16 protein-coding genes and 1 pseudogene are annotated in these 24,906 nt (G+C 49.5%); 4 read left to right on the top strand and 13 right to left on the bottom strand.

Going from position 1 to position 24,906, the window contains the following annotated elements:
* Positions 1-166: 166 nt before the first annotated feature.
* The 8 genes from M3G15_RS10495 to M3G15_RS10460 form a co-directional block, all read right to left on the bottom strand.
* Entirely contained in the window at positions 167-1,066 is a 900-nt protein-coding gene (locus M3G15_RS10495; RefSeq protein ID WP_260070850.1) for a copper amine oxidase N-terminal domain-containing protein, read from the bottom strand.
* A 628-nt stretch (positions 1,067-1,694) separates the two neighbouring features.
* Positions 1,695-2,552, bottom strand: coding sequence for a MurR/RpiR family transcriptional regulator (locus M3G15_RS10490; RefSeq protein ID WP_260070849.1), 858 nt, complete (start codon positions 2,550-2,552; stop codon positions 1,695-1,697).
* Between the two features lie 140 nt (positions 2,553-2,692).
* Positions 2,693-3,646: an ROK family protein gene (locus M3G15_RS10485; protein WP_260070848.1), complete on the bottom strand. Its 954-nt coding sequence runs from the start codon at positions 3,644-3,646 to the stop codon at positions 2,693-2,695.
* A gap of 5 nt (positions 3,647-3,651) precedes the next feature.
* On the bottom strand, positions 3,652-5,253 hold the full coding sequence (locus M3G15_RS10480) for a DUF4127 family protein (RefSeq protein ID WP_260070847.1): 1,602 nt from the start codon (positions 5,251-5,253) through the stop codon (positions 3,652-3,654).
* A gap of 65 nt (positions 5,254-5,318) precedes the next feature.
* Complete coding sequence (locus M3G15_RS10475; protein WP_260070846.1) at positions 5,319-6,152, bottom strand: carbohydrate ABC transporter permease; 834 nt, start codon at positions 6,150-6,152, stop codon at positions 5,319-5,321.
* A 10-nt stretch (positions 6,153-6,162) separates the two neighbouring features.
* Positions 6,163-7,083, bottom strand: coding sequence for a carbohydrate ABC transporter permease (locus tag M3G15_RS10470; RefSeq protein WP_260070845.1), 921 nt, complete (start codon positions 7,081-7,083; stop codon positions 6,163-6,165).
* 82 nt (positions 7,084-7,165) lie between these two features.
* Complete coding sequence (locus tag M3G15_RS10465) at positions 7,166-8,497, bottom strand: ABC transporter substrate-binding protein (RefSeq protein WP_260070844.1); 1,332 nt, start codon at positions 8,495-8,497, stop codon at positions 7,166-7,168.
* 100 nt (positions 8,498-8,597) lie between these two features.
* Entirely contained in the window at positions 8,598-9,311 is a 714-nt protein-coding gene (locus M3G15_RS10460) for an N-acetylmannosamine-6-phosphate 2-epimerase (RefSeq protein WP_260070843.1), read from the bottom strand.
* A 208-nt stretch (positions 9,312-9,519) separates the two neighbouring features.
* On the opposite strand from M3G15_RS10460, the pseudogene M3G15_RS10455 reads away from it, so the two are divergent.
* Positions 9,520-9,821 (top strand): annotated as a pseudogene (locus M3G15_RS10455) (deoxynucleoside kinase); the annotation flags it as partial.
* Positions 9,822-10,180: 359 nt separating this feature from the next.
* On the opposite strand, the gene M3G15_RS10450 reads toward M3G15_RS10455, so the two are convergent.
* From M3G15_RS10450 to M3G15_RS10440, 3 genes are all read right to left on the bottom strand, one after another.
* Positions 10,181-12,571, bottom strand: a complete 2,391-nt coding sequence (locus M3G15_RS10450) for a DUF5704 domain-containing protein (protein ID WP_260070842.1) — start codon at positions 12,569-12,571, stop codon at positions 10,181-10,183.
* Positions 12,572-13,211: 640 nt separating this feature from the next.
* The gene (locus M3G15_RS10445) at positions 13,212-14,435 is read right to left on the bottom strand and encodes an S-layer homology domain-containing protein (protein ID WP_260070891.1); all 1,224 of its coding nucleotides are present in this window, start codon (positions 14,433-14,435) and stop codon (positions 13,212-13,214) included.
* A 301-nt stretch (positions 14,436-14,736) separates the two neighbouring features.
* Complete coding sequence (locus tag M3G15_RS10440; protein WP_016314089.1) at positions 14,737-14,952, bottom strand: DUF2759 family protein; 216 nt, start codon at positions 14,950-14,952, stop codon at positions 14,737-14,739.
* A 354-nt stretch (positions 14,953-15,306) separates the two neighbouring features.
* Here M3G15_RS10440 and M3G15_RS10435 point away from each other — a divergent pair, with 354 nt between their 5' ends.
* Positions 15,307-16,944: a nitrite/sulfite reductase gene (locus M3G15_RS10435; RefSeq protein WP_260070841.1), complete on the top strand. Its 1,638-nt coding sequence runs from the start codon at positions 15,307-15,309 to the stop codon at positions 16,942-16,944.
* A gap of 312 nt (positions 16,945-17,256) precedes the next feature.
* Here M3G15_RS10435 and uvrA read toward each other — a convergent pair whose 3' ends face one another.
* Positions 17,257-20,145 carry an excinuclease ABC subunit UvrA gene (gene uvrA / locus M3G15_RS10430; protein WP_397376609.1) on the bottom strand — a complete coding sequence of 963 codons (2,889 nt, stop codon included), beginning with the start codon at positions 20,143-20,145 and terminating at the stop codon, positions 17,257-17,259.
* Between the two features lie 588 nt (positions 20,146-20,733).
* Positions 20,734-22,728 (bottom strand): excinuclease ABC subunit UvrB, encoded by a 1,995-nt coding sequence (gene uvrB, locus M3G15_RS10425; RefSeq protein ID WP_028539046.1) that lies wholly within the window; start codon positions 22,726-22,728, stop codon positions 20,734-20,736.
* A 262-nt stretch (positions 22,729-22,990) separates the two neighbouring features.
* On the opposite strand from uvrB, the gene M3G15_RS10420 reads away from it, so the two are divergent.
* On the top strand, positions 22,991-23,827 hold the full coding sequence (locus M3G15_RS10420; RefSeq protein ID WP_085170276.1) for a flagellar motor protein: 837 nt from the start codon (positions 22,991-22,993) through the stop codon (positions 23,825-23,827).
* A complete protein-coding gene (locus tag M3G15_RS10415; RefSeq protein WP_260070839.1) occupies positions 23,824-24,705 on the top strand; it encodes an OmpA/MotB family protein in 882 nt (293 codons plus the stop codon). Before M3G15_RS10420 ends, M3G15_RS10415 begins: the two co-directional genes overlap by 4 nt.
* Positions 24,706-24,906: the final 201 nt, after the last annotated feature.

The following is a 24,906-nucleotide window of genomic DNA, read 5'->3' as shown; positions in this document are numbered from 1 at the left end:
CATAGTAATAGTTGCCTACGCTATATTTGATATTGGGATTATCCTTATCTGAAGTTGTTTGTAGATCGGCACTTGCAATCAAAGGATACAAAATGCTAATAACGAGAACACCCACAAATGAAAGGATTCTCTTAAATTGTGTTTTCATACTGACATCACTTTCTTGTTAAAAGGGACTTTTAAGGAGCTCAACATAATCCGATGTAAAACCCGTTATGCCGATATATTGCACCTGACTTAATTTAAATTTTTTGTAATTTTTATCATTATCAATATAGTAGTCATATGTTGAGGTAGTATGATAAGTCCTTGTAATCGTTCCATCCGAATTTTTGATTTTTAGAGCTTCAATATCAGTGCGAAATTTACGGTAAGAATCACCCGTCAAATAGAAAATAGATGCATCTCCTACTGAGTATCTTATCCGTACTCCTGTATTCGTCCCTTGCGTCACTTTCCAAACATCATAGACGATGATATTTCCAATTTTTAGCGGGAGGTCATCTATTGTAAATATACGTACCGCCTTTTTCCCGTCTAATGTTCCGTAAGATAGCCACTTTTTATATGAGTCGAGACTGGTCGTTGTGACTTCAATATCCTCAATATTCGGAATCTCTTTGGAACCAATCCACACCCAATTCGCAACCTGATCCCAGCTTACACTTTCCCCTAAATTCTCACTGACAAATCGCAGCGGTACATAAGTACGCCCTTTAATTGCTTTGGCTGCGGTATCCATAGCCACGGACTGACCATCGACTAACGCCTGTTTGCTGCCGATTGTCAATTCGATGGATTTGTCTCCCTTGGTGTATTTCACCTTTTTCTCAGCTCCGTTAAACTCCACCTTTGCTCCTAAAGCTTCCCCGACACCACGCAATGGTACCTGGACGCGGCCATTCTCCATAAAAGGATCTCCGCCTTGGAATTTTATTTTGCGGCCATCAACAAGAACGGCCAGATTCGGCTTTCCTTGGATAGCAGCAGCCATTACACTATCACCGCTAAGTACAACCCCAAAGCAGATACTTCCAGCCAACAGAAAGGTAAGAATTTTCTTCAACTAAACTCTCTCCTTCAATTCCTTTTTCAGGCTCATACAAATTGCTGCGAAACCACCAACAACGTACAAAATCGTTAACCACATTCAGACACCCTTCGCGCCGGCAGCCTTTTTCGCCGCCCAACATCACTCCCCCGCTTGTGGTTCACACCTCACACAAAGGAAAAATATGTATCTTCACTTATTCGCTGCCATTCTCCGAATACCTCCTTTCTTCTTGCTTTTCTGATAAATTCATCCATTTAAAACAAAGAAAAAACACACCTCGCCATCGAATAGATGTCAAGGTGTGCTTCACCTGGCTCTTATTATAGTCCAGATCCTGTAAATTGAAAAGACACCTTATTCCTTCCTCAAGAATAAAGGCATCATGGGCGCACCACCGCCAGAATCATACGCCGGAACGTATCGCGGATCTCTTCCTCATAATTATAATTCCGTGAACATTCTGCAATTCCAATCCGGCCCCCTTCAGCATGCTCTAAAAATCGTTTAACCCGTACAGTCTGATCCGTTCCACGCAATGCCGCGGTTCTTCGTCGGCGGCGTTATGGTAATGGCCTTAAATACGTAATCGCATTCGGCTCGCCGCCGCTCCACGATCCGCTCCCCCTCTTACGCTACCGTATCAATATAGTTTCTCCGTTATGGCCTTTGCCGTCAATTCCCGATATTTCAAGGCCTCGTCTTTGATTTTGAGCGAAACGCCTACATTCAATATATCGATAATGGCCAGCTGAGAAATTTTCGCCGATAACGAACTACCCTGAAGCGGATTTTCCCGCCCCACCATCAGCAACACGATGTCCGCCAACTTCGTGATCGGGGATCTTGCATTGCTAGTGATGACGATAATTTGAGCGCCAGCTTGTTTCGCCAGGTTCAGGCTATCGATCGTATCTTTCGTACTTCCCGAGATGGAAATTCCCACGGCTACATCACCTACCCCCATCAGGGATGCCATCATCGCCTGAAAGTGAGTGTCGGTTCTTGCCAGGCTGCGTTTGCCGATCCTCGAGAAACTGTGTGCGGCTTGTTGCGCCGTCAACCCCGAAGAACCCACACCAAAGAAGTGAATGTTGTCCGCCTGATGCAGCAGTGAAATGGCTTTCTCCAATTGCTCGGCGTTGACTAGCTCCGAGGTTTGTTCCAACGTCCCGATGTGCATCGAAATGATCTTTTTGTTCAACGTCAAGGCGTCGTCCTCTTCCGTCACTTCATGATAAAGCCGATCGGAAGGCTTGACCAAATCCTGCGCAAGCGATAGCTTAAAATCCTGAAAACCATGGAATTTCAGCTTCCGGCAAAGCCGGAGAACCGTCGTCTCTCCGACATTGGCACGTTCCGCTAGTTCCGTGACCGAATGATAAATTACGTCTTGGGCATTATCCAATATATATTGTGCCACTTTCTGTTCAGTTTTCGTCAATCCGCCGAAATGGCTGCGAATCGACAGCAGCGTTTTTCCCGTTCCTTGTTCGCTCAACAAGCAAATTCCCCTTTCAGGCGCGATACCTTACCAGTCACTACGTTGCGATTTCCTTGAAATGAAATGCTCTACTAATAACTTATACATAAACTCCGGAAAATGGCAAATATAATCACAACTAGATCAACTAGTTTTATCTAAAAATCAAAGAATGCGGCGGCGGCTCCGATAACGCCTCCGTCATTACCCAGTTGTGCCGCTACAATTTCAACTTTGGGCGCTTGCTTGAATACGGGAAGCAAGAATCCAGCCAATTCAAGCCGCACGGGGGCAAGCAAAAGTTCCCCCTGCTTGCTGACCGCCCCCCCGACGACAATTCCCTCCGGGTCAAAAAGATGGACCAGATTTGCCAGACCGACCGCGATGTTGCGGGCGTATTCTCCGAGAACTTCCAGCGCAGGTCCATGCCCTGCTCCAGCGGCGGTAAACAAAGCTTCCGGCGAACTCAGCTCCTTATCCGCGGGGCTCCCTAAACTTCGGACCATGCCCATAAGGGCCGTTACGGAGGCGTATTGTTCAAAGCAGCCCGATCTGCCGCAATTGCACGGCCGGCCGTCTCCCGCGATGACATGGTGGCCGATCTCTCCCGCATAGCCGTTACGCCCCCGGTAAGGTCGACGGTTGATCACGACGCCGCCCCCTACGCCGGTTCCCAAGGTGATGCAAACAAAATCCCGCCACTGCCGGCCAGCCCCTACCCAGGCTTCGCCAAACGCCATGGCGTTTGCATCGTTATCGACCAAGACGGGGAGCCCGGTCAGCGTAGCAAGACGGTTGCCCAAATCCATGCCTGCCCACCCCGGCAAATTCGCGGTAGCTCCAGCGACTACGCCCCTGGTACTGTCGACCTGACCTGCCGTTCCGATACCCGCACCGCGTACAAGCCAACCTTGTGCAGCAGCCTCGTCCGCTAGCATCCTGACGACGCCTCCGATCCGTTGCAGAATCGCCTCCCCACCTTGATGAGCCTCTGTCGGAACGCTCATTCGCCGGAGTATCTTGCCTTCTCGATTGACGATGCCAGCTTTGATGTTCGTCCCGCCGAGATCGAGACCAATCGCTACCTCGCCCTCTTCATATTTCGCTTTCATCTGCCTTATCCCTCCCCGTCTGAAGGTTCGAGGACCAGCCCAAACCCAACTTCGAACATGCGGTGCCACGGTAAAGTTACATTGCTGATCTTAATGTCCGTTGCTACTTGCCCGCGCAGGTAGACGGAGGCAAAATGGTTCAGCTGATCTTCGATGTGTTGGCAAACCTGGTCCTGCACGTGGGAGAGTTCGAAATAGCTTGCCCCTAATACCGGGAGAACCTCCTCGCAAACCTGCCGACGAACCAAAGCCTGGTAACCCCAATCTTCAACCAGCCTGTATGCATAAAAATGCCGGCTGGCCGCTTGGAATTGGTGGAAGCCTGCTTCACGCTCTTCTGCTTCCTCCGCACGGTTCTCCCCGAACCAGTAATAGGACGCGATCACGGCATGCGCGATCACGGTTCCCAACGAGTTGCCCGAGGTATTCCACGCCGCATAGCCCTGCAAACGTCCGAGCAAGCCGAGACGATAAAGTTGCTTCATGAGCAAATCATCCCCTCCGTTGCATAAGGCCACATCCGCCAGCATGACGAGACGCCCACGCTCCAGGTAATATTTCATCGTTTGAGCGAACTCGCGCGTGTTCACCTCGGAAAAATAGGCTCGGTTCCGATCCCGAATCGGCGTATCGGTTTCTGCCATTTCCGCCTGGGAAACGGGCGGAGAGTGGACCATAAGGATCGCGTCTGCCTCTCCCGAAGCATCGGCCATGAAGGCACCTGCCGCCATGAAATGGGCTTTGATGCTTTCGTTTAAACTGCGATCCTCGTATTTGGGTATGCACATCGGACCTTGAGTTGAAGAATATCTGACATATATCGCGGGTGTATGATGTTTCAAGGCGCAAAATACACGGGCAAACAGGGTACATCCAATTTCATCCGCTCCCGGGTAAATCGCTACCCGCTCCGATAATCCAGCCGTTTCCACCCGTACGCCAAGCTTTCTTTGTTCCATGGCGCTGAAACCGTACTTTGCATTATCATCAAGCGGGATGATCAAATAATCGAGAACTCCAGACTCTACCAGCGCAATGGAAGCTTCGTTGACGTCCGAGTTCACGCGGCGACGTTTGCGGTAGTCGCGTTGCACTTCTTCCGGAATCGCGGCTAACACATCATCCAGTCGGCGCTGCTCCTCATCGGTCAATGAAGCCGTGTCCTGCTTGTCGATCAGGCAGCCCCATTCGAAAATTTCCCGACCGAATTGATCGTAATACTCCGGTTCTTCCTCACTGCTTGAATATGCGGGTACCCTAGTGATCAAATTAAAGCCATAAATGATCAAATCCGGTCGTACCGCCTTCAAGCGATGAAACAATTGCAAGCGGGTTATACAAGTCACTGCATCGTCTTGGTGTAGACGGGAAGGCACGATGCCGCCGTGTACGAGCATGTCGATCGAAGCGATTAGCACGTCCGCATCCCGACATTGCTCCTCCAGCCAAATCTCCAACTTTTTTAGATTCGCACGCTGCTTTTTGTCACCGAGAAGCTCTGCCCCAGGAACGACCATTTCGATATCAGTCATGGCGGCTAGTTGCTGTGGGTAGAGCAGATTGCAAGGTCTTTCGTCCAACGGCAAATACACTAACTTTGTCGTCATTGAATTACACCAACCTCAGACTGTATATTGGGTGAATATCATGAACATGCACGCTTGTTCGGATGTTATTCTTTAACTGCTCCGGCGGTAATCCCCCGGATAAATTGCTTCTGCATCAACAGAAACAGGATGATCATGGGAATAAGGGACATGACCGAACCTGCCATGATTGCCGTCCAATCGATATCCCGAGAACTCCGAAACAAAGCCATCCCCACCGGGAGCGTCCGCATCCGGTCGCTATTCGTGACTAGCAAAGGCCATAGCAGGTTATTCCATGCGGTGTTGAATGTAAAAATGGCTAACGTCGCCATCGCGCCGCGGTTCATGGGAACGACGATTTTTCGAAAAGTATGGAGTTGAGAACTCCCGTCGATCTTCGCGGCTTCAATCACCGCGTCCGGCATGGATAGCATAAACTGGCGAATCAGGAAAATACCGAAAGCGGTTGAAATCTGCGGTAAAATTAAGCCTTGATACGTATCAATCCAACCGAAACCCGATACCATCCGGAACAAAGGAACCATTGTCGCTTGGAAAGGAATCATGAGCGTGATCAGAAACAACATGAACAATACGTTTCTGCCAGGAAACTTCAGTTTCGCGAAGGCATACCCTGCCATGGTACACAGCAAGACAGTTACGACCGTGATCAAAAGCGCCACAGCAATGCTATTCGCATAATACCTTCCGAATGGAATCATCGAAAATACTTTCTCATAGTTGGCGAAGTCAAGCGAATCGGGAATCCACTTTGGTGGGAGACGAAACACTTCGCTCCCCGGCTTAAACGACGTAGAGAGCATCCACGCCAGTGGAGCAAGATTCAACACAATCCCTGCGCCGAGAAACAGGTATACTAACAGCAGCTGTATTTTCTTTTTTCGAAATTCTCCCATGGCACGTACCTCATTCTTCTTTCTTGTAAATCAACTTAAATTGGATCAGGGAAATGATCAATAGCATAAAGAGAAAGATATAGGACAAGGCGGAGGTGTAACCCAATTTCAAATACCTGAAGTTGGAGAAAATCTGAAACACGATCGTTTCGGTGGATTTGATCGGGCCGCCATTAGTCATGACATAAATTTGGTCAAACACGTTGAATGCGCCGATAACTCCATAAATTATTAAAAAGGCAAACGTATCCTTCAACCCGGGTAGAGTAACATGGATGATGGCTTTAAACCCGCCGGCACCGTCGATTTTGGCCGCTTCGTATAAATGCTCGGGGATTTTTTGCAAAGCTGCTAGATACACAATCATCGAAAAACCCATTCCCTGCCAGATGCTGGTAACCACTATGGAATACATGGCGATCCGTTTGTCGGTTAGCCAGCCTACCGCTTCGAAGCCCATCTCGCCCAAAACAAAATTCAGCAAGCCTTTTTCATTGTAGATCAGCGTCCAGACGAGAGCAACAACAACCATCGGCGTAATCACAGGGATAAAATAGGAGATTTTGAAAAAGCTTTGCAGTCGTGGCAAGCGGTCAATGGCAAGCGCTAGAATCAACGCCAACACCATCCCCCCGGCCAAGCTGACCACAGCAAACTTGATCGTATTGGCAAGAGCCCGATGAAAGTCGCTGCTCCGCAGGATTGCCGAATAGTTATCGAGCCCGACGTATTTGGGACTTTGCAATCCATTCCAGTTCGTGAAGCTCATCAAGAAGCCGTAGACCATCGGAATCAGGCTGAAAATAATCAGCAAGACGACAGGAATAAGAACGAATAAGTAGGCTTCCTTACTCTTTCCGATCTCTTTGATGAGCCTCGGTTGTTGCGAACGCCGATTTCGGTTAGATTTCGCTACCCGTGGTACACTCATTGTGACCCATCCTTTCAGATAAAGGCGGGTACACTTCATACCCGCCTAAACGATTCAGAGACGTTGGACCTTAATTCAAGGTTTACTCTTGCGCCAATATTAGGTTCACCTGTTCCGCCGCCTCGTCCAAAGCCTCTTGTGGAGTGGCTTCGTTCATGACCACCTTGACTACGGCATCCGAAATCGTCTGGCTGATTTCTTGCCAAGAGCTGACGATCGGATTTGGCTTTCCGTTTTCGACCGCCTTTTTAAACACTTCCATTGGTACCTCGTTGCCGAAGAACGGATCTGGCGAATTGACTTCCTTGGAATCGAGAGCCGGCAAATACCCCGGTGCCGCTCCCGAAGTTTTATAGACTTGGATCGCGTTCTCTTCTCGGCTCAGAAACTCGATGAATTTCCAAGCTTCTTCTTTATGTTCCGACTTTTCGAAGATGCTAAGATAAGTGCCCCCAATGTGCGTGCCGTATTGTTTGTGGCTTAGGGCGTCAGTAATTCTCCATTTGCCTTCCTGCTCCGGATTACTGTTTTTAATCAGGCCCATAACATAGGGGCCGTCTTGGAACATGGCAATCGTGCCATCTTTAAGTCCGGCAACGTAACTGCCGCGGTCCGGCGTCCAATTGATGCCGATTTTATGCTTGTTGACCAGATCAGCGTAAAATTGCAGTGCTTCCACCCCTTCTGGACTATTGAACGCCGCTTGCTTGTTATCGTCCGTCAGCACCTTTCCTCCGTTCGCGTACAGGAAAGGTTCAAAGTGATACCAGTCCGGCATAACCAAAAACGCATATTGATCGGTTTTGCCGTCCCCATCCAAATCCTTGGTCAATTTTTTTCCGATTTCAACGAGTTCGTCCCAGTTCGAAGGCGGCACGCTAACACCGGCTTCTTCTAACAAATCGCTGCGATAATACAACGAGTAGGAATCAAAATCGTAAGGAATGCCAAATAGTCCCTGATCGGTTGTCGCTGCTTCAATCATGCCTTCGCTATAAACAGCTTGGATGTCTTGTCCATTCACTTTACCGCCGGATAGAGAGTTAAGATCCGCGAACAGACCAAACACGGTATATTTCGGATTCCACATCAGTCCTGAGGTAGCAATATCTGGAGTTTCCCCGCCAGATGCCGCCGCTGCCATCTTATCCCAGAAGTTATCCCACGGCTGCTCCTGAAAATCCACTTTAATATTCGGGAATTCCTCTTCGAATTTGGGAATCAAGGGTTTGATCGGCGTTGTTGCCCCATAATTGTCCCAAACGGTAATCGTAACTTGCTCTTGCGCTCCTAATTCGTTTCCCTCGCTACCGGACGGCTTCGCTTCCTCTTTTCCTCCAGAACAACCTGATAGTGCAGATACTGACAACAACATGGACAACAACATCACTGAAAGTAATTTTTTGCTTTTCATTGTAACCCTCCCTTTATGGATTCCTAATGTGTAAATAATTGCCCTTGATTCCTGAATCGAAGCGGTGCATCCCCCCTCTCAAGGCTCCGTCTCCATTCCCTTATTTCTCGACATCCGTCTTGTTGTCTTTGAACTCGGATAGCGCTTCAGCGAAATTGCGTGTTATTAACTGGGGTCTTGTAATTGCCCCGCCGACAACTACGGCGAAGGCCCCCTCGTTCAAGCAGCGAAGCGCCTGTTCCGGGCTGCGAACCCTTCCCTCCGCAAGGACAGGAATTGTGGCCTGTCGGGACAGATCGGCTATCAATTGGTAGTCGGGATCCGTCCGCTGAGGGCTATAAGACGTATATCCTGACAGCGTGGTTGAAATGAGATCGAAACCTAGTTGTTCTGCCATAAGCCCTTCTTGGACGTTGGATACATCGGCCATAAGCAGTATTTTGCTGCGAGCTCGTATTTCATGAACCAGCTCGGCCAATGTAACCCCGCCCGGCCTTTGGCGTGACGTGGCATCCAAGGCCACGATATCCGCGCCAGCGGATATCACCGCATCTACCTCCTTCAAGGTCGGAGTAATATACACGCTGGAATCGGCATAATTCCGCTTCCACAATCCGATCAATGGAAGTTTACTGACGCGTTTAATTGCCTCGATATCCGCCGGCGTATTGGCGCGAATCCCAACTGCTCTGCCTATTTCTGCGGATAGTGCAAAACGGGCCATATACTCACTTCCAAAAAAAGGTTCGCATTCAAGAGCCTGGCACGAAACGATCAAACCACCTTTGAAGGAGTTGACTATGGGATGAGACATATAAATAACCTCCGATGTTATGGTTTAGTTCTTCTTAATTAATATTTATGGAGAATAAATTCCCCATATCCCTCTAAAAAAATGATATCCTATTTGATTCGATCGAAACAAAAGAATATTATCTCCAATTAATTATGAAACAGAGGTTTTTTTCTTTATTATACGATTAGAATATTTATTTGTAAACTAAATTTAATTCCGCGCATCGATCGTGGAGGAGGATCCGTTCCTGAGCAAATTTTATCAGAATACGAGGAATGGGCTTTCCAGCTGGAAATGTTCTTTTTATGCAACCGGTACAAGCAATTGGAGGATACGGTCAAAAACTATGTGTCCCGAGGGCTGCCGGTCGTGTCGGACTATCATATTTATAAAAACTGGATTTTTGCTCAGCGGACGCTGCAAGGGGACAAACGGGAGAAGTACCGGCAGATTTATCATTTGCTGACTGACGATCTGCCAAAAACCAATGTTATTGGCACGAGGAGTTTTTCATTGACCCCGATTCTCGATGGATCATGATCCGTAAATATCAATCTCAAGCCTGCATGTTCTGCCACACTCTGGATAACCTGCTCTATTATCATGAAAAATTTATTTGTCCTTCTTGCATCCAGGAGCTTCGCCTTCAGGCTACCCTGGAACTCAGCTCACCACCTGCTTCGCCGGGAAATGAGGAGGTTGCGGCAACCGCATCCGCAGATAATAGGGGGCCGGGTCGTCCCACCAAGGATATCGCTGCAAGAAAACGAGGTCGAAAACGCGGTAAAGCCTACGAACGGCTATTGGAAGTCATGCGCACCCACCCCAACTCCACACAGAGCGAATGGGCCAGAAGGATAGGCATTTCCCAGAGTCGGGTGAGTCAACTACTCCAGGAAATAAGACAATCCGATCCAGCTATGAAAACGATGAATAAGGATAGCTAAAACAAAAAAGCTCCTTCCTCGAGAAAAAGGAGCAGGGATTCCTGTCTTCGGACCGATCAACGTGCGAACCCCCTCCGGCAACTGCAGCAGGCTCAAGCTGCCGACGGGTGTTTTTTGCATCGACTGCTTCTGGATGAACCGCTGCACGAACTGGCTTCGTCCAATCCCGGCCACCTGGTCAAAGGTGTAGTCGTGATCGTATTTGTAGAGCGCGGTATCCGTCAGCTCCTCCATCGGCACATTCCGCAGACGCTCATTTAGAATCACATAGCGTTGGACCTGGTCCAAGGGGGATCCGATCCGAACATAACTCCGGTTCCCGGTATGGTAATACAGATCGACGGGCTGGCGCTTCCCGCTTACGGCATCGATGAAATCAAACGAGGGGGTGATCACGATTTGATCTAAGGGCCCAAACATATTCCCTTTGGTTTTTAGATCAAATTTGAAGTGATAACCCGTTTTGATGACTGCGTTTTTGTAAAGCGGATGACTGCCAGGTCGGATGGGCAGCGTATACTGTGGCGTATTGCCTCTTGGGGCTCCATCAATCCCGTTGAGTCCAACCCAGTAAGCAGCCCCGGTGGGCACCGGGCTTCCCGGAGCCGTCCGAAACACACCTTCCCAGTTGTAATCGGCAATATCCGTCACTTTGAAATCGAACACCCGTCCAATCACATCAACCGGCACGGTGCCGTAAGCGATATGATGCGTGAGGTTCAAGTTGGCATTCGTCTGCTCCGTCGCTCCGGCTGGCGCATTATGTGCAATGGTGCGGAACTCCACGGTATAAAACCCTTCATCCACCCAAACAGGCAGATAGAAGTCAAACTGCTCCCGAGTCTTGTCCACTTCGATCCAGGTATTTTTCGGATAAAATCTCGCCTTCGCTCCCTCATAAACATCAAACGGGAAGCGAACTTGCTTGCTGCCGATATACTTCAAATAGTCCCTGTTTCCATATCCCAAGTAGTTGGTATGTTGGCCACTGTTAGGCATGGTGACGGTAAACGGTCGATCCAAAATCACAGCCGACCGCCCCGCCGCGGGCGTCGTCTTCTGATTATGCGCCTTGTCGTCGGAGACACCGGGGTATATCACTACGGGCGTATGTACAGTTACACTGTTGATCCCGTTAATAGGGAAGCTTTTGTCCGCGCCGCCATTGATGTTGCCGCTCATCAGCCCGTAATAGATCGTGCCGGTACTAGGCTGGTTCGCCTTATTCGTCTTGCTAGTCGGGATCACATGACCTGGACTATACAGCACATTTTCGTTGATTTGCGGTGCTGAGGGAATCTGGCCGGGCCGCGCCCCCGATCGACTCGTTTCAGCGCCATTCATAATGGTACTTCCGTTAAAGATCAAGGTATCATTCTTGACCTTCACTTCTTCCACGGCATTCTCAGCAAAAGACTTCAAGTCCTCCCCGCTCACATCCGGTCTTTCCGTTCCCCCAGATTTACTTCCGGGAGGCGCTTCTACCGGATTTTCTGGATTCGGCGGCGTGAACCCGTGCGTTAAACTCGTCGAGTAGGACGGGGGAGTATACCCAGTAGGCTGTATTCGAATGCCATTGCCTTCAAACGCGTAATTCTGCAAAGCTGCCTCATTAATTTTGTATACCTCGAGGTTATCAATAACCCAATAGGAATATTGACGTTCGAGGGTGTATGTTTTCGTCAGGGTCTCCGTATCCGTTTGGGGATCCGGCTCCTTATGGGTTGTGCCATCCGGCCCTTCCACCTCTTTGCCAGGGTCCCACGTTAACGTATACTCCCGGTTTACCGTAATCTCAAAAGTACATTTCCCGGCCATCTCCACGAATCGATTCTTTGACAAGTAGCTTTTGGCAAAGACATTCCCATATAAGCTTTCGGATGTAGGAATCCCATCCAGCACGTTAAATTGCTCCGCCCCCCGACTATCCGCCTTAATGACCGCACTCACGGCAGGGTCATTTAACGGTACATCGATGACATTGCCGCTGGGGGTGGGCTCCGTGCATTGAGGTGGTGTCGGTTCTGTGGGATTACCTGGATCTCCCCCACCAGTTCCTACGGTTATTGTAGCTGAACCGTATAACCAGTATGGTCCTTTTTTCCATTGGGCTGTGATAATGGCGGTTCCTTGCGATTTCGCTGTCACTTTTCCGTTCCCATCAACTGTTACCACACTAGTGTTACTAGAAGACCAAGATGTCTCGCTAGCCGAAGTAACATCAAACCATTTATCGCCCCAGTCGGACATGTTGTACTCTAAGGTGTTAACTTGAGCCTTCAAGTCCTGGGTTTGGCCTACCTGCAATGTCGCATTTTCTAAAACTCTCATCCGTTTCTTTTCCACTACATATCCCTTGTAGTTCACAAACATAGGGATGTAGTACTCCGCCATATATTTATCTGCCCCATCTGCTCGAGTTGCGTATCTATATTTATCAGAATAATTTAATGGGTATCCTGTAGAAACTTTAATTGTAGCTGTCGTACTTCCAGCGTTAAATCCAGGTTTAGAGCCGATGGGTTCATAACTATCTGATTCTCTCCATTCCATATCTTCAATTTGTAAATCCCTTATGTACGTTTTCGAAAATGTATTTTTTAAGCTATCCTCCATTAAATCAGGAGCATATACTTCCATGTTTAACTCGAAATCCGTACGTTTCTTTAAAGGAACCGCAGATTGACCACTACTATGAGTTCCCGTCTCGACTCGTGTTCCATTATCAAAAGTAGCAGCCCAAATGTCAGTATCAGTTTGTACCCAAATAATTTTAGGTCTAGCTACGTCACTTCCTTTGACTAACACTTTTATCTGCTGCATTTGTGCAGGTCCATTGGGAGTTACTTCAATGTTATCTGAAGGATAACCATTTATGAACGCTGCTTTTGACTGATTAGGAAATGTGGAGAGTATAAGTAAAAATACAAGTAAAATGGCCACGCACCTATTCAATGTTCAGCCACTCCTATTATTTATTACTAAAAGACGCGTACGAACCATCATCTGTTGTTATACTATCTCTTAATTCACGGGATGAATCTAAAAAAACCTGAACCCACATTGTAATCCCATTAGGGTTGTTGTGCTCTTTAAAATATTTTTTTGACTCGAGATGAGGTAAAGTTTGATACCCGTATTTATCCATAATGCTTTGATTAAGAATTCTGCTCCCAGCAACAATACCATCTCGAACACCGTTCATATAATGCCCCACGCTAAAATCTTGGGCTTTCGGATAAATAGTGATATGAATGAAAGCTCGGTATACGCCTGGTTCGTCTAGTCTACTATTATAATCCGATTCCTCTACAAACATAGGCGCATAAATACTGTCGATGTTCTTGAAGTCTTCCGTATCAACAACGATATAATGATGCAGTTTTAAACTACCAGCATTATTTCGAAATGTGAGCGTTTTTTCTACAACATCGTTTAACGAAGTATTGCCGGTTGTGAAGGGGCTAATCGTCTCCAGATTGGTATGTTCTGTACCTACTTGTCTCAATTCCTGCAACCCCAAAAAACTCCCCGCTTCTCTACTACTTACCTGTTCATAATTCTGCAAAATGATGGCGGTCTCCGCGCGGGTTGCTTTCTTATCCAATCCAAAGGTACCGTCCGGATACCCGCTCATCAACTTAGTCCCTAAGGCAACGGCAACATAGGAAGACTTCGACTCAGGGATCCCCGGTTTAAAATATTCTCTTACCGGGATTACCGTTGTTTTAGTGTCCTCCAACGCCTGTTTAAAGTCAGCGCTGTTGGCTGCCAGGCCCGATGTCATCCACTTGGCCATTTCAAAGCGGGTGATCGGCGTATTCGGCTGAAACCCATTTGGATAGTCGCTAGGCTGAATAAAACCAAGGGCTACTGCACGTTCGACTTCAGGTTCGCTCCAATGCCCCGCTAAATCCGAAAACGAGTGCCTTGACGCCTCTGATTCCCCCGATTCCTTTGCTTTAGCTACCCGTGCCAATAAGGCAGCAAACTCAGCTCGAGTTACGGTTCCATTGGGTTTAAAGGTTCCATCTGCATAACCTTTGAAATAACCGTTAGCTACGGCCAAATCAATCGCCGCTTTAGCCCAATGCCCCTCCTTAACGTCTGGGAACCCTCCGGAAGCGGCATGAAGATGAGGCTTACCCGGAATCAGGCTGATCAACATCAATCCAACCAGCCCCATGACCAGCATCTTTTTCACATTCATCACTCCCATACCTAGTTTTCAATTTTCCCGTCAAAGGAAAAATATGTATCTTCACATATTCGCTTCCACTTTCCAAAAACCTCCTTTCTTCTTGCTTTTCTGATAAATTCATCCATTTATTGCAAATAAAAAACACACCTCGCCATCCCAAAAGATGTCAAGGTGTGCTTCACCTGACCTTATTATAATCCAGATCCTGTAAAATGAAAAGACACCTTACTCCTTTATCAAGAATAAAGTGCCTTGGCTTATTTCACATAATGAAATATGTATCGCTCGCCTTGGCTTAGCTAAACCAGGTCTTAATCATGATCGCATCCGATGCCAAAAAGACCAGCAAGCTGATAATCCCGAAAGCGATCGCGAACAGGTTCTTCTTCGGACGCTCTCTCAACAGGCGGATCACGCCAATAAAAATCACAATCGTAAACAAAATCATAAAAATATCGAACCCGTTAAAATTCGTTGTTTTTGCTGTTTCTTCCGCTGCCTGGAGCAACATCGCGAAACCTCCTCTTGAAATCCACGAAATCACAACTCTTCTTCTATGTTATCTTCCCTCTGGTTCGGATGCAAGAGGAAAGACAAGATTTTGTCAAAGTTTTCGCTGAATTTACGTGTTTGTTGCCGGATTTAAGCTTTATTTTATGCAGGATATCATTGACAAATACATTATCACCAGATCTTTAGTTGTTCATAAGGAAGTTTTATGCCCGAAAGCCCCCTTACTTTATTTACGCTCTCAGGCTTCTATGGTACCATGAAAAATAACCTTATTCATAGTTTTATTGTCGGAATTAATGAACGGGATCCATTGAGGATTCTTTACCCAAACGTAACATAGGGAGGTTATCGCATGGCTTATGAACCGATATGGACCAAAGAGCCGGAGAAATTAAACAAATTCGAGTTCGTCAAATTGGAAAAAGACGGGCTGGACGTCATCCGCACGATTATTGAGGAGTACGCGGTGAAAGGCTACGACTCGATTCCAGCTGACGATATGGATCGTTTCAAATGGGCCGGCGTATATCAGCAAAAACCAAAGGATGGTCACTTCATGATGCGCGTGCGCATCAATACCGGTATTATGACCACGAAGCAAGCACGTGCGCTGGCGGAAATTTCTCGCTTGTACGGCCGCAACCTGGTGGACGTGACGACACGTCAAGCCATTCAATTCCACTGGCTGCGGGTGGAGAACTTGCCGGATATTTTCGAGCGTCTAGATAAGGTTGGTCTGTATTCGTTTGAAGCCTGCGGTGACTGCCCGCGTACCATCGTAGGGAATCCGCTCGCCGGGATCGACAAGGATGAATTAATCGATACGACGGAGATCGTGGAGGAAGTGAACCGATTCTTCCTGCTAAACCGTGACTTCTCCAACCTGCCGAGAAAATATAAAATGTCGATCTCCGCAAACATCTACAATAATGCGCAAGCGGAAATCAACGATTTAGCCTTTACACCAGCGGTCAAGGTGATCGACGGAAAAGAGACCATCGGGTTCCATGTCATGGTAGGCGGCGGTTTATCCGCGAAGCCGCATTTAGCGAAACCGCTGGATATTTTCGTCAGACCGGAGGAAGTGCTGAAGGTTGCGATTGGAGTCACCACGATTTTCCGCGATTACGGCTACCGGGAGAAACGCCACCACGCTCGCCTGAAATTCCTCGTCGCCGACTGGGGACCGGAGAAATTTAAAGAGAAGCTGATCGAGCTGGTTGGTGAGCTGGAGTCGCGCGGGGAAGATAAAACCGTCGGCTGGCAAGCTGCCTATTTCGACGGGGTGCACCCGCAGAAACAGGAAGGCCTCAATTATATCGGCCTTAATGTACCGGTTGGCCGGTTAAACGCCGATGAACTGGAGCAACTGGCCGATGTAGCTGACCAATACGGCGAAGGCAAAATCCGCACCACGATGTCGCAAAATATTTTGATCAGCGGCATTCCGGACGACAAGGTGGAAGAAGCGCTCAAAGCGCCAGTTCTTCAGCGGTTAACTCCGTTTCCGAAGCATTTTATGAGCCGGACCGTTTCCTGCACAGGCAATGAATTTTGCAACTTGGCCATCGTTGAAACGAAACGCCGTGCCGCTGAAGTTGCAGAATACCTGGACCAGCATGTCGAACTGGACGAGAAGGTTCGCATCCACTTTATCGGTTGCCCGAATGCCTGCGGCCATAAGCATATTGCCGATATCGGCTTGCAGGGTTCCCTGATCAAGACGCCGGAAGGTATGGTCGATGCATTTGATATCGCCGTAGGCGGTACATTGGGCGGTGGGGCAAACGGACCGCAAGCCCAGTTTAACCAAGCGCTTAAAGGCCGCGTCAAAGGCGACCAAGTCGCATATGTCCTCGAGCAGTTGCTATTATTCTATAAAACGAATCGCAATGCCTCCGAATCCTTCCATGATTTCGTTCGGCGCGTCGGAGTTCCGGCATTCCAAGAACAGCTGAACCAAATTTTAGCTGCGGGAATCGCCTCTTAAGTAGAGATGCTTGAGCATCTTCACTCGACATCTATTGAACTAGACTGGTACCCTATGGGGGCCGGTCTAGTTCTTTCTTTTGGCCCTTTTTGCACGATTATCCCTTTCGTTCAGAGTGTGGATCAAGCGAGACTGGGAGTGCCGTGTGAAAAGGGCATGCCTTACTTTCTGTATCTCATTTCCACGATCTGATGCAACGGGATAATCCTCAAAAAGAGGGGGCCAAGAGGGGATCGGACAGCTATATTGTCCTCGTTTATCGATCAAGCCAAAAAAGGAGCAACCTCTAAACAGAGACTGCTCCTTTTTCTTCTAAACGACTTCCCGATCTTTCTCTTCGACTTGGTTGAGTTCCGCGGTGCGTTTCGTATCCCGCTTGAGAATCGGCGCCAGATATCGTCCGGTATAGGATTTGTCTACCTTCACGATGTCCTCCGGCGTGCCGGTAGCGATCACCGTTCCTCCCCCGCTGCCGCCTTCCGGCCCTAGGTCGATCAAGTAGTCGGCCGTCTTGATCACGTCCAGATTGTGCTCAATCACAAGCACCGTCTCGCCGGAATCAACCAGGCGATGGAGCACCTTGAGTAATCGGTCGATATCGTCGACATGCAAGCCGGTTGTAGGCTCATCGAGAATATAAATCGTTTTGCCGGTGCTGCGGCGATACAATTCCGAAGCCAGCTTCACACGTTGGGCTTCCCCGCCAGACAACGTCGTTGCCGGCTGCCCTAAGGTCACATAACCTAAACCAACGTCCATCAGCGTTTGCAGCTTGCGGTGAATTTTCGGGATGTTCTGGAAGAACTCCGTAGCATTCTCGATCGTCATCTCCAGCACATCGGCAATGCTCTTGTTTTTATATTTGACTTCCAGCGTCTCGCGATTGTATCGCTTGCCTTTGCAAACTTCGCAAGGAACGTAAACGTCCGGCAGAAAGTGCATTTCAATTTTGATGATCCCGTCACCTTTGCAGGCTTCGCAGCGACCACCTTTAATGTTGAAGCTGAAACGGCCTTTCTTGTAGCCGCGTACCTTCGCTTCGTTCGTCTGCGAGAACAGATCGCGAATATCGTCAAACACTCCGGTGTACGTTGCCGGATTGGATCGCGGCGTGCGCCCAATTGGAGACTGGTCGATGTCGACGACCTTCTCCACATGCTCAAGGCCTTTGATCTCCTTGTATTGGCCTGGACGCACTCTCGCCCGGTTCAAGTCGCGAGCCAACGTTTTATACAAAATCTCGTTAACCAGGGTCGACTTACCGGAGCCGGATACTCCCGTCACCGCCGTAAACACCCCGATCGGGACTTTCACGTTGATGTTCTTCAGGTTGTTTTCTTTGGCTCCTTTGATCTCTAACCAGCGGCCATCCGGCTTCCGTCGAGACAAAGGTACCGGGATAAACTTCTTCCCGCTCAAATATTGCCCCGTTAGGGAGCGCGGATCGTTCATGATTTCCTGAGGAGTCCCTTGTGAGATCACTTGCCCCCCGTGAATCCCTGCCCCAGGCCCGATATCGATGATATGGTCTGCAGCAAGCATTGTATCCTCGTCATGCTCCACGACGATTAACGTATTGCCAAGATCGCGCATGTGAGTCAACGCTGAAATCAGCTTATCGTTATCCCGTTGATGCAGCCCGATACTAGGCTCGTCCAGGATGTAGAGGACACCCATCAGGCTCGAACCGATTTGTGTCGCCAGCCGAATGCGCTGTGCCTCGCCGCCAGACAAGGTGCCAGCCGCGCGACTCAGCGTCAAATAATCCAAGCCGACGTTCACCAGGAACCCAAGTCGGTTATTGATTTCCTTCAGGATCAGGTTAGCAATGGATTTTTCCTTATCCGTCAGCTCCAAGTTTCCAAAGAACTCTTGGGCTTCGCCGATCGACAAAGACGTCACGTGAGCGATGTTCTGATCATTTACCGTTACGGCCAGAACCTCTTTCTTCAGACGGTGACCATGACAGGTACCACAAGGCTTGGATCCCATAAACTGCTCGATGAACTCGCGGATCCCCTCTGAGGCCGTTTCCCGGTAACGCCGTTCCAAGTTAGGGATAATCCCTTCAAACGTGACATAGGCATCCCGGGTCATGCCAAAATCGTTCTCATAGCGGAACCTTACCTTCACATCACCTGTGCCATAGAGCAACTTGTCCATCTGATCTTCCGTTAATTCGGAAACCGGTACATTTTGCGGGATATTAAAATGCTCACATACCGATCTCAAAAACTGTGGATAGTAGTTGGAGGTGCCGCCCGCCCAAGCCTCAAATGCGCCTTCCTCAATCGATTTGGAAGGATCCGTGATGAGCAAGTCCTTGTCGATGATCATTTTCACGCCAAGTCCGTCGCACTCTGGGCAAGCCCCGTACGGACTGTTAAACGAGAACATCCGCGGCGACAGCTCTTCGATGCTGAATCCGCAAATCGGGCAAGCATAGTTCGAGCTAAAGCGAAGCTCCTCTTGGCCAATAATATCCACGAGGATTTGTCCGCCGGACATTTTCAGCGCCGTTTCGATGGAATCGGCCAGCCGGCTGCGTGCATCTTCCTTCACTACGATCCGGTCGACAATGACCTCGATGGTATGCTTCTTGTTCTTTTCCAGTTCAATATTTTCCGACAAATCGCGCTGCTCACCATCCACACGAACCCGAACGAAGCCTTGCTTGGCGATTTCGCTGAACAAGCTTTTGTGCTCGCCCTTTTTGCCGGAAATGACAGGAGCTAAGATCTGCAATCTCGTTCGCTCCGGATATTGCATAATACGGTCCACCATCTGCTCAACGGTCTGCGACGTAATCTCAATACCGTGCTCCGGGCAATGCGGATGCCCGATCCGGGCGTACAACAGACGCAGATAGTCATAGATTTCCGTAACGGTCCCTACCGTCGAACGCGGGTTGCGGCTCGTCGTCTTCTGGTCGATGGAGATGGCTGGGGACAATCCTTCGATCGAATCCACATCCGGCTTATCCATTTGCCCCAAAAACTGTCGGGCGTACGCAGACAACGACTCCACGTAACGGCGTTGCCCTTCGGCATAAATCGTATCGAAGGCAAGCGATGACTTGCCGGAGCCGCTTAACCCCGTAAGCACGACAAACTTGTCGCGCGGTATTGTGACATCTATGTTTTTCAGATTGTGCGCTCTGGCGCCTTTGATGACTATGTTCTCGCGACCCAACAACTTCATCTCCCTTTTATAGATGTTGTTTAAAAATCGGCTTCCCATCACGATGCTATTCATAGGAGTATTTCGACATCGAATCTTGAATTCAGTCGGTCGCTCCGTTGCTCACGTAGCCCCACCTACGCTCCGCTACTCACTCCCTCCTTCATCCAACCTTCTCGGTGCTAAAAACCCGATTTTTAAACTTGATTTAACTTCTCTTCTCCAAAAATCGGCTTCCCATCACGATGCTATTCACATAGGGTTGGTTTGCCGACGCCCCACTCCCAGGGCGCCCGGATTCTAACGGAACGTAGCGACGTTATTCGTTGATTTCCTGGATATTTCCCGTCCTAACGGAACCCAGAGACCTTATTCACCAGCTATAACGACGTTTAGTGCATTATCAAGCCAAATAGCGTCTCCTCGTTCCGTTAGAACGAGAAACCTTGCTCTCTAGAGCAAATAAGGTCTCTCCGTTCCGTTACATCAACTTACAACCTAAGAGCCCCGTATCAGCCGCCCCAAGCCAAGTGCCATAGGTCAGCGCTCTTGTTTGGCTACCCTATGGCTGGCTCATATTTGCTAAACGGGGCAGCAGCTCGCCTACGCTTATGCCTCTGCCCGCAACTCCAGGATCGCATCACGCAGCTCAGCCGCACGCTCGAATTGCAGGTTCTTGGCCGCTTCTTTCATCTCGGCCTCGAGACGAGCGATCATCGCTTCGCGGTCGCGCTTGGACATCTTGCCTTTGGCATCGGCCAGATAATCCGCTTTGCTCTCTGCGACCTTGGTCGCCTCGATCACATCGCGGACTTTCTTGCGAATCGTCTGCGGCGTGATGCCGTGCTTCTCGTTGTACGCGATCTGAATGCTGCGCCGCCGCTCGGTTTCCTTGATCGCCTTATCCATCGACTCCGTGATCGTATCAGCGTACATCAGCACGCGGCCATCCGCGTTCCGTGCAGCCCGACCGATCGTCTGGATCAGTGAGCGCTCCGAACGGAGGAAGCCTTCCTTGTCGGCATCCAAAATCGCCACCAGCGAAACCTCTGGCAAATCCAGACCTTCCCGCAGCAGGTTGATCCCGATCAGAACATGGAACGTTCCCAACCGCAGGTCGCGCAATATACTCATCCGCTCCAGCGTTTTAATATCAGAGTGAAGATACCTTACCTTGATACCAACTTCCTTGAGGTAATCGGTCAAGTCCTCAGCCATCTTCTTCGTTAACGTCGTTACCAGCACGCGTTCGTCTTTAGCGATGCGGTCACGGATTTCTCCGATCAGATCATCGATTTGCCCCTTCGTTGGCCGCACCTCAATGACCGGATCCAGCAGGCCAGTCGGACGAATAATCTGCTCGACCATCGTATCGCAATGCTCCAATTCGTAAGGGCCTGGCGTCGCCGAGACATAAATCAGCTGCGTCGCCTTCTCCTCGAACTCCTCGAATCTTAGGGGCCGGTTATCCAGCGCCGACGGCAAGCGGAATCCGTGTTCAACCAGCACATTTTTACGCGCCTGGTCACCATTGTACATTGCCCGGATCTGCGGCAGTGTGACGTGAGACTCATCGATGACAATCAACATATCGTCCGGAAAATAATCCAGCAACGTATACGGCGTCGCCCCCCGCTCACGGAATGTTAACGGACCGGAGTAGTTCTCGATCCCGGAGCAGAAGCCGACCTCTCTCATCATCTCGATGTCGTACCGCGTCCGCTGCTCCAGCCGCTGCGCCTCCAGCAACTTGCCTTGCGCGCGGAGCTCCGCCAACCGCTCTTCCAGCTCACGTTCGATGTTCTGGAGGGCAATCTTCATCGTTTCTTCCTGGGTCACGAAGTGAGACGCCGGGAAAATCGCCACATGCTCCCGCTCCCCAACCAATTCGCCGGTCAGCACGTCGATCTCCGTAATCCGCTCAATCTCATCGCCAAAAAACTCCACGCGGATCGCCTTCTCCCCATGGGAAGCCGGGAAGATCTCAAGCACATCGCCGCGCACCCGAAACGTACCGCGTACGAAATTGATATCGTTCCGTTGATATTGGATATCCACCAGCCGGCTTAAAATTTGATTACGCGGCTTCTCCATCCCTACCCGCAGAGACAGCACCAAATTACGGTACTCCATCGGCGAACCGAGACCGTAAATACACGACACACTCGCCACAATGATGACATCCCGCCGCTCGAACAACGCGCTGGTCGCCGAGTGCCGCAGTTTATCGATTTCTTCATTAATGCTGGAATCTTTCTCAATGTAGGTGTCGGAGGAAGGAATGTAGGCTTCCGGTTGGTAGTAGTCGTAGTAACTGACGAAGTAATCAACAGAGTTTTTGGGGAAAAATTCACGAAATTCGCTGGCCAGCTGCGCTGCCAACGTCTTGTTGTGCGCAATGACGAGGGTGGGTCGTCCGAGCTTCGCTATCGTATTCGCGATCGTAAACGTTTTACCCGTCCCCGTGGCCCCGAGCAGTGTTTGGTGCTTTTTCCCAGCCAGCACGCCTTCCACCAATTGACGCACCGCCTCCGGCTGGTCGCCTTGCAGCGTATATTCGGAGATCAGCTCGAATTTATTGTCGCTAACCACGATTTCACTCATTGTCCAACATCACCCTATCGTCTAAAATGGAATACTAGAGGCGTCATTTGACATTATTTTTATTTATGACATGAGTTTGGTTACTCAAGAAGTTTGTTTCTACATATAAACTAGGATCGTCATCCTTCCGATGAATAAACCAAGCTTAACGCCTGCGCCCTTCCTAAATTTATCAAAATAGGAATAGGTGTTCCCATGTATTATACCTTTTTCATCCTATAGATGCAAACGGTAAGTCGAAGATAGGAGTTGTTCATATTTCATGGATATTGCAACGTTGGTAGGCATCATTGTTGGTCTCGCCGCCCTTGTTGGCGGATTTACGCTCGAAGGCGGTCAATTAGGCGGTCTGTTGCAGGTTACAGCCGCTTTAATTGTGTTTGGCGGCACCTTTGCTGCCGTGTTGATCAGCTTCCCGGTTGCCAAGCTGCGAACGGTTCCGAAGGCGCTGGCACTGGCGTTTATGAGCAAATCCCCGGCACAGGACGACGTGATCGAGGATATCGTGGACATGTCCTCCACTTCCCGCCGTGAAGGCGTATTGGCTTTAGAGAAGAAGGCGGCGGAGCATCGGGATCCTTTTTTGCGCGAGGGGATTCAACTGGTGGTGGATGGAACAGATCGGTCAATGGTACGGCAAATCATGGAGCTGGAAATCGATGCGGTATCAAAAAAATATGACGGCTACGCCAAAATCTTCGAATCGGCCGGCGGATACGCCCCAACAATGGGGATCATCGGTACGGTGATGGGGCTTATCCACGTCCTTGGCAGCTTATCCGAACCAACCGCATTGGGGCCTTCGATTGCGCTTGCTTTTACGGCAACGTTGTATGGGGTAGCTAGTGCCAACCTGATCTTTCTACCGATCGCCTCCAAAATTAAAGCGCGCGGCGATGACGAAATCGACCGGATGGAAATGATGTTGGAAGGAATCTTGTCGATCCAAAACGGCGACCATCCACTGCTTGTCCGTCGAAAGCTGGAATCCTATACTGCGGAAACCGCGCGTCTTCTGTCGGATAACGGTCCGGCAGAGAAACCGGTCAGCTTCGGAAGCAGCTCTCGCATTCAAGCCTCCGAGGAGAATGAATTATGAGATTTTCCAGTAAATCGGAAAAAATGAACGAGCCGGACGTTTCGACGCGTGAATCTCGCCGACGTGCACGCCGCTCAGTGCGGAGCGATGCGAAGGACCGCTGGATGATCACCTATGCGGATTTGATTACGCTGTTGTTGATTTTTTTCGTGATGATGTACGCCATGAGCCGGTTAGACGTGGAAAAATATGAGGTCGTGACCTCCTCCCTCCAGCACACGTTCAAAGGCGGCGATTCCATCCTGGAGTTAGGCAGTGGAATTACAGGGACGGCTGACCGGTACACTCACAAAAATCCGCCGGCATCAGCCGATAACGGCAACAAGCAAGGCGAAGGACAAGGCACGACAGGACAAGCGGACAGCAGCGGACAGGCTCCGTTGACGGAACGGGAGCTTGCTTTTCGCAAGCAGGAGGAAGAGCTAGCCAACTTGATGAAGCTCATTGAGAGTTACATCAAGGACAATTCGCTGGAGGATCAAATCCACGTGGCTGACTTGCCTCAGGGCATTTCGATCACGTTAAGCGACCGGTTTCTGTTCGACACCGGCAAAGCCGACCTCAAAAGCGGCTCCGCCAAAACGCTCGCCAAGCTAGCCAGCTTGTTCCGGCAACTCGACACCGTGATCAGTATCGAGGGCCATACCGACAACCTGCCGATTGTGTACGCGTCGGAGTTCAAAGACAACTGGGAGCTGTCGGGGGCAAGGGCACTTTCGGTGTTGCGGTTTTTCGTCGACAAGGAGAAGCTGGATCCGCAGCAATTCCAATACGCCGGCTACGCCGACACCCGCCCCGCCGCCGACAACGACACCCCCGAAGGCCGCCAGAAGAACCGCCGGGTGGAAATCACGGTGTTGCGGCAGTTGCAGCAGTAGGGGGGATGTGGAATGGGACTACGTTTGTTTGAGCGTCCGCAATGATGCTGGCGCTCTTTTCCCTTATCCCGCGCTCTAACGGACCGGAATGACGTTATTTGCTATTTCCCGGACGATTTCCCCGGCTAACGGACCGGAATGACCTTATTACTTGTTTTTTCGTTATTTATGTCTGATATCACGCCAAATAACGTCACTGGA

Source organism: Paenibacillus sp. p3-SID1389 (genome assembly GCF_025151705.1).
Classification (GTDB): Bacteria; Bacillota; Bacilli; order Paenibacillales; family Paenibacillaceae; genus Fontibacillus; species Fontibacillus phoenicis.
Note: the sequence above shows the minus strand (reverse complement) of the source record. Positions and strands in the feature narration are given on the sequence as shown.

Excerpts from the sequence above, each read along its gene's own strand:
- M3G15_RS10445 (WP_260070891.1), bottom strand. The coding sequence starts at position 14,435 with ATGCTGGTCATGGGGCTGGTTGGATTGATGTTGATCAGCCTGATTCCG.
- M3G15_RS10470 (WP_260070845.1), bottom strand. The coding sequence starts at position 7,083 with ATGAGTGTACCACGGGTAGCGAAATCTAACCGAAATCGGCGTTCGCAA.
- uvrB (WP_028539046.1), bottom strand. The coding sequence starts at position 22,728 with ATGAGTGAAATCGTGGTTAGCGACAATAAATTCGAGCTGATCTCCGAA.
- M3G15_RS10475 (WP_260070846.1), bottom strand. The coding sequence starts at position 6,152 with ATGGGAGAATTTCGAAAAAAGAAAATACAGCTGCTGTTAGTATACCTG.
- M3G15_RS10415 (WP_260070839.1), top strand. The coding sequence starts at position 23,824 with ATGAGATTTTCCAGTAAATCGGAAAAAATGAACGAGCCGGACGTTTCG.
- uvrA (WP_397376609.1), bottom strand. The coding sequence starts at position 20,145 with ATGAAGTTGTTGGGTCGCGAGAACATAGTCATCAAAGGCGCCAGAGCG.
- M3G15_RS10465 (WP_260070844.1), bottom strand. The coding sequence starts at position 8,497 with ATGAAAAGCAAAAAATTACTTTCAGTGATGTTGTTGTCCATGTTGTTG.
- M3G15_RS10485 (WP_260070848.1), bottom strand. The coding sequence starts at position 3,646 with ATGAAAGCGAAATATGAAGAGGGCGAGGTAGCGATTGGTCTCGATCTC.
- M3G15_RS10435 (WP_260070841.1), top strand. The coding sequence starts at position 15,307 with ATGGCTTATGAACCGATATGGACCAAAGAGCCGGAGAAATTAAACAAA.
- M3G15_RS10460 (WP_260070843.1), bottom strand. The coding sequence starts at position 9,311 with ATGTCTCATCCCATAGTCAACTCCTTCAAAGGTGGTTTGATCGTTTCG.
- M3G15_RS10450 (WP_260070842.1), bottom strand. The coding sequence starts at position 12,571 with ATGAGAGTTTTAGAAAATGCGACATTGCAGGTAGGCCAAACCCAGGAC.
- M3G15_RS10480 (WP_260070847.1), bottom strand. The coding sequence starts at position 5,253 with ATGACGACAAAGTTAGTGTATTTGCCGTTGGACGAAAGACCTTGCAAT.
- M3G15_RS10440 (WP_016314089.1), bottom strand. The coding sequence starts at position 14,952 with ATGTTGCTCCAGGCAGCGGAAGAAACAGCAAAAACAACGAATTTTAAC.
- M3G15_RS10420 (WP_085170276.1), top strand. The coding sequence starts at position 22,991 with ATGGATATTGCAACGTTGGTAGGCATCATTGTTGGTCTCGCCGCCCTT.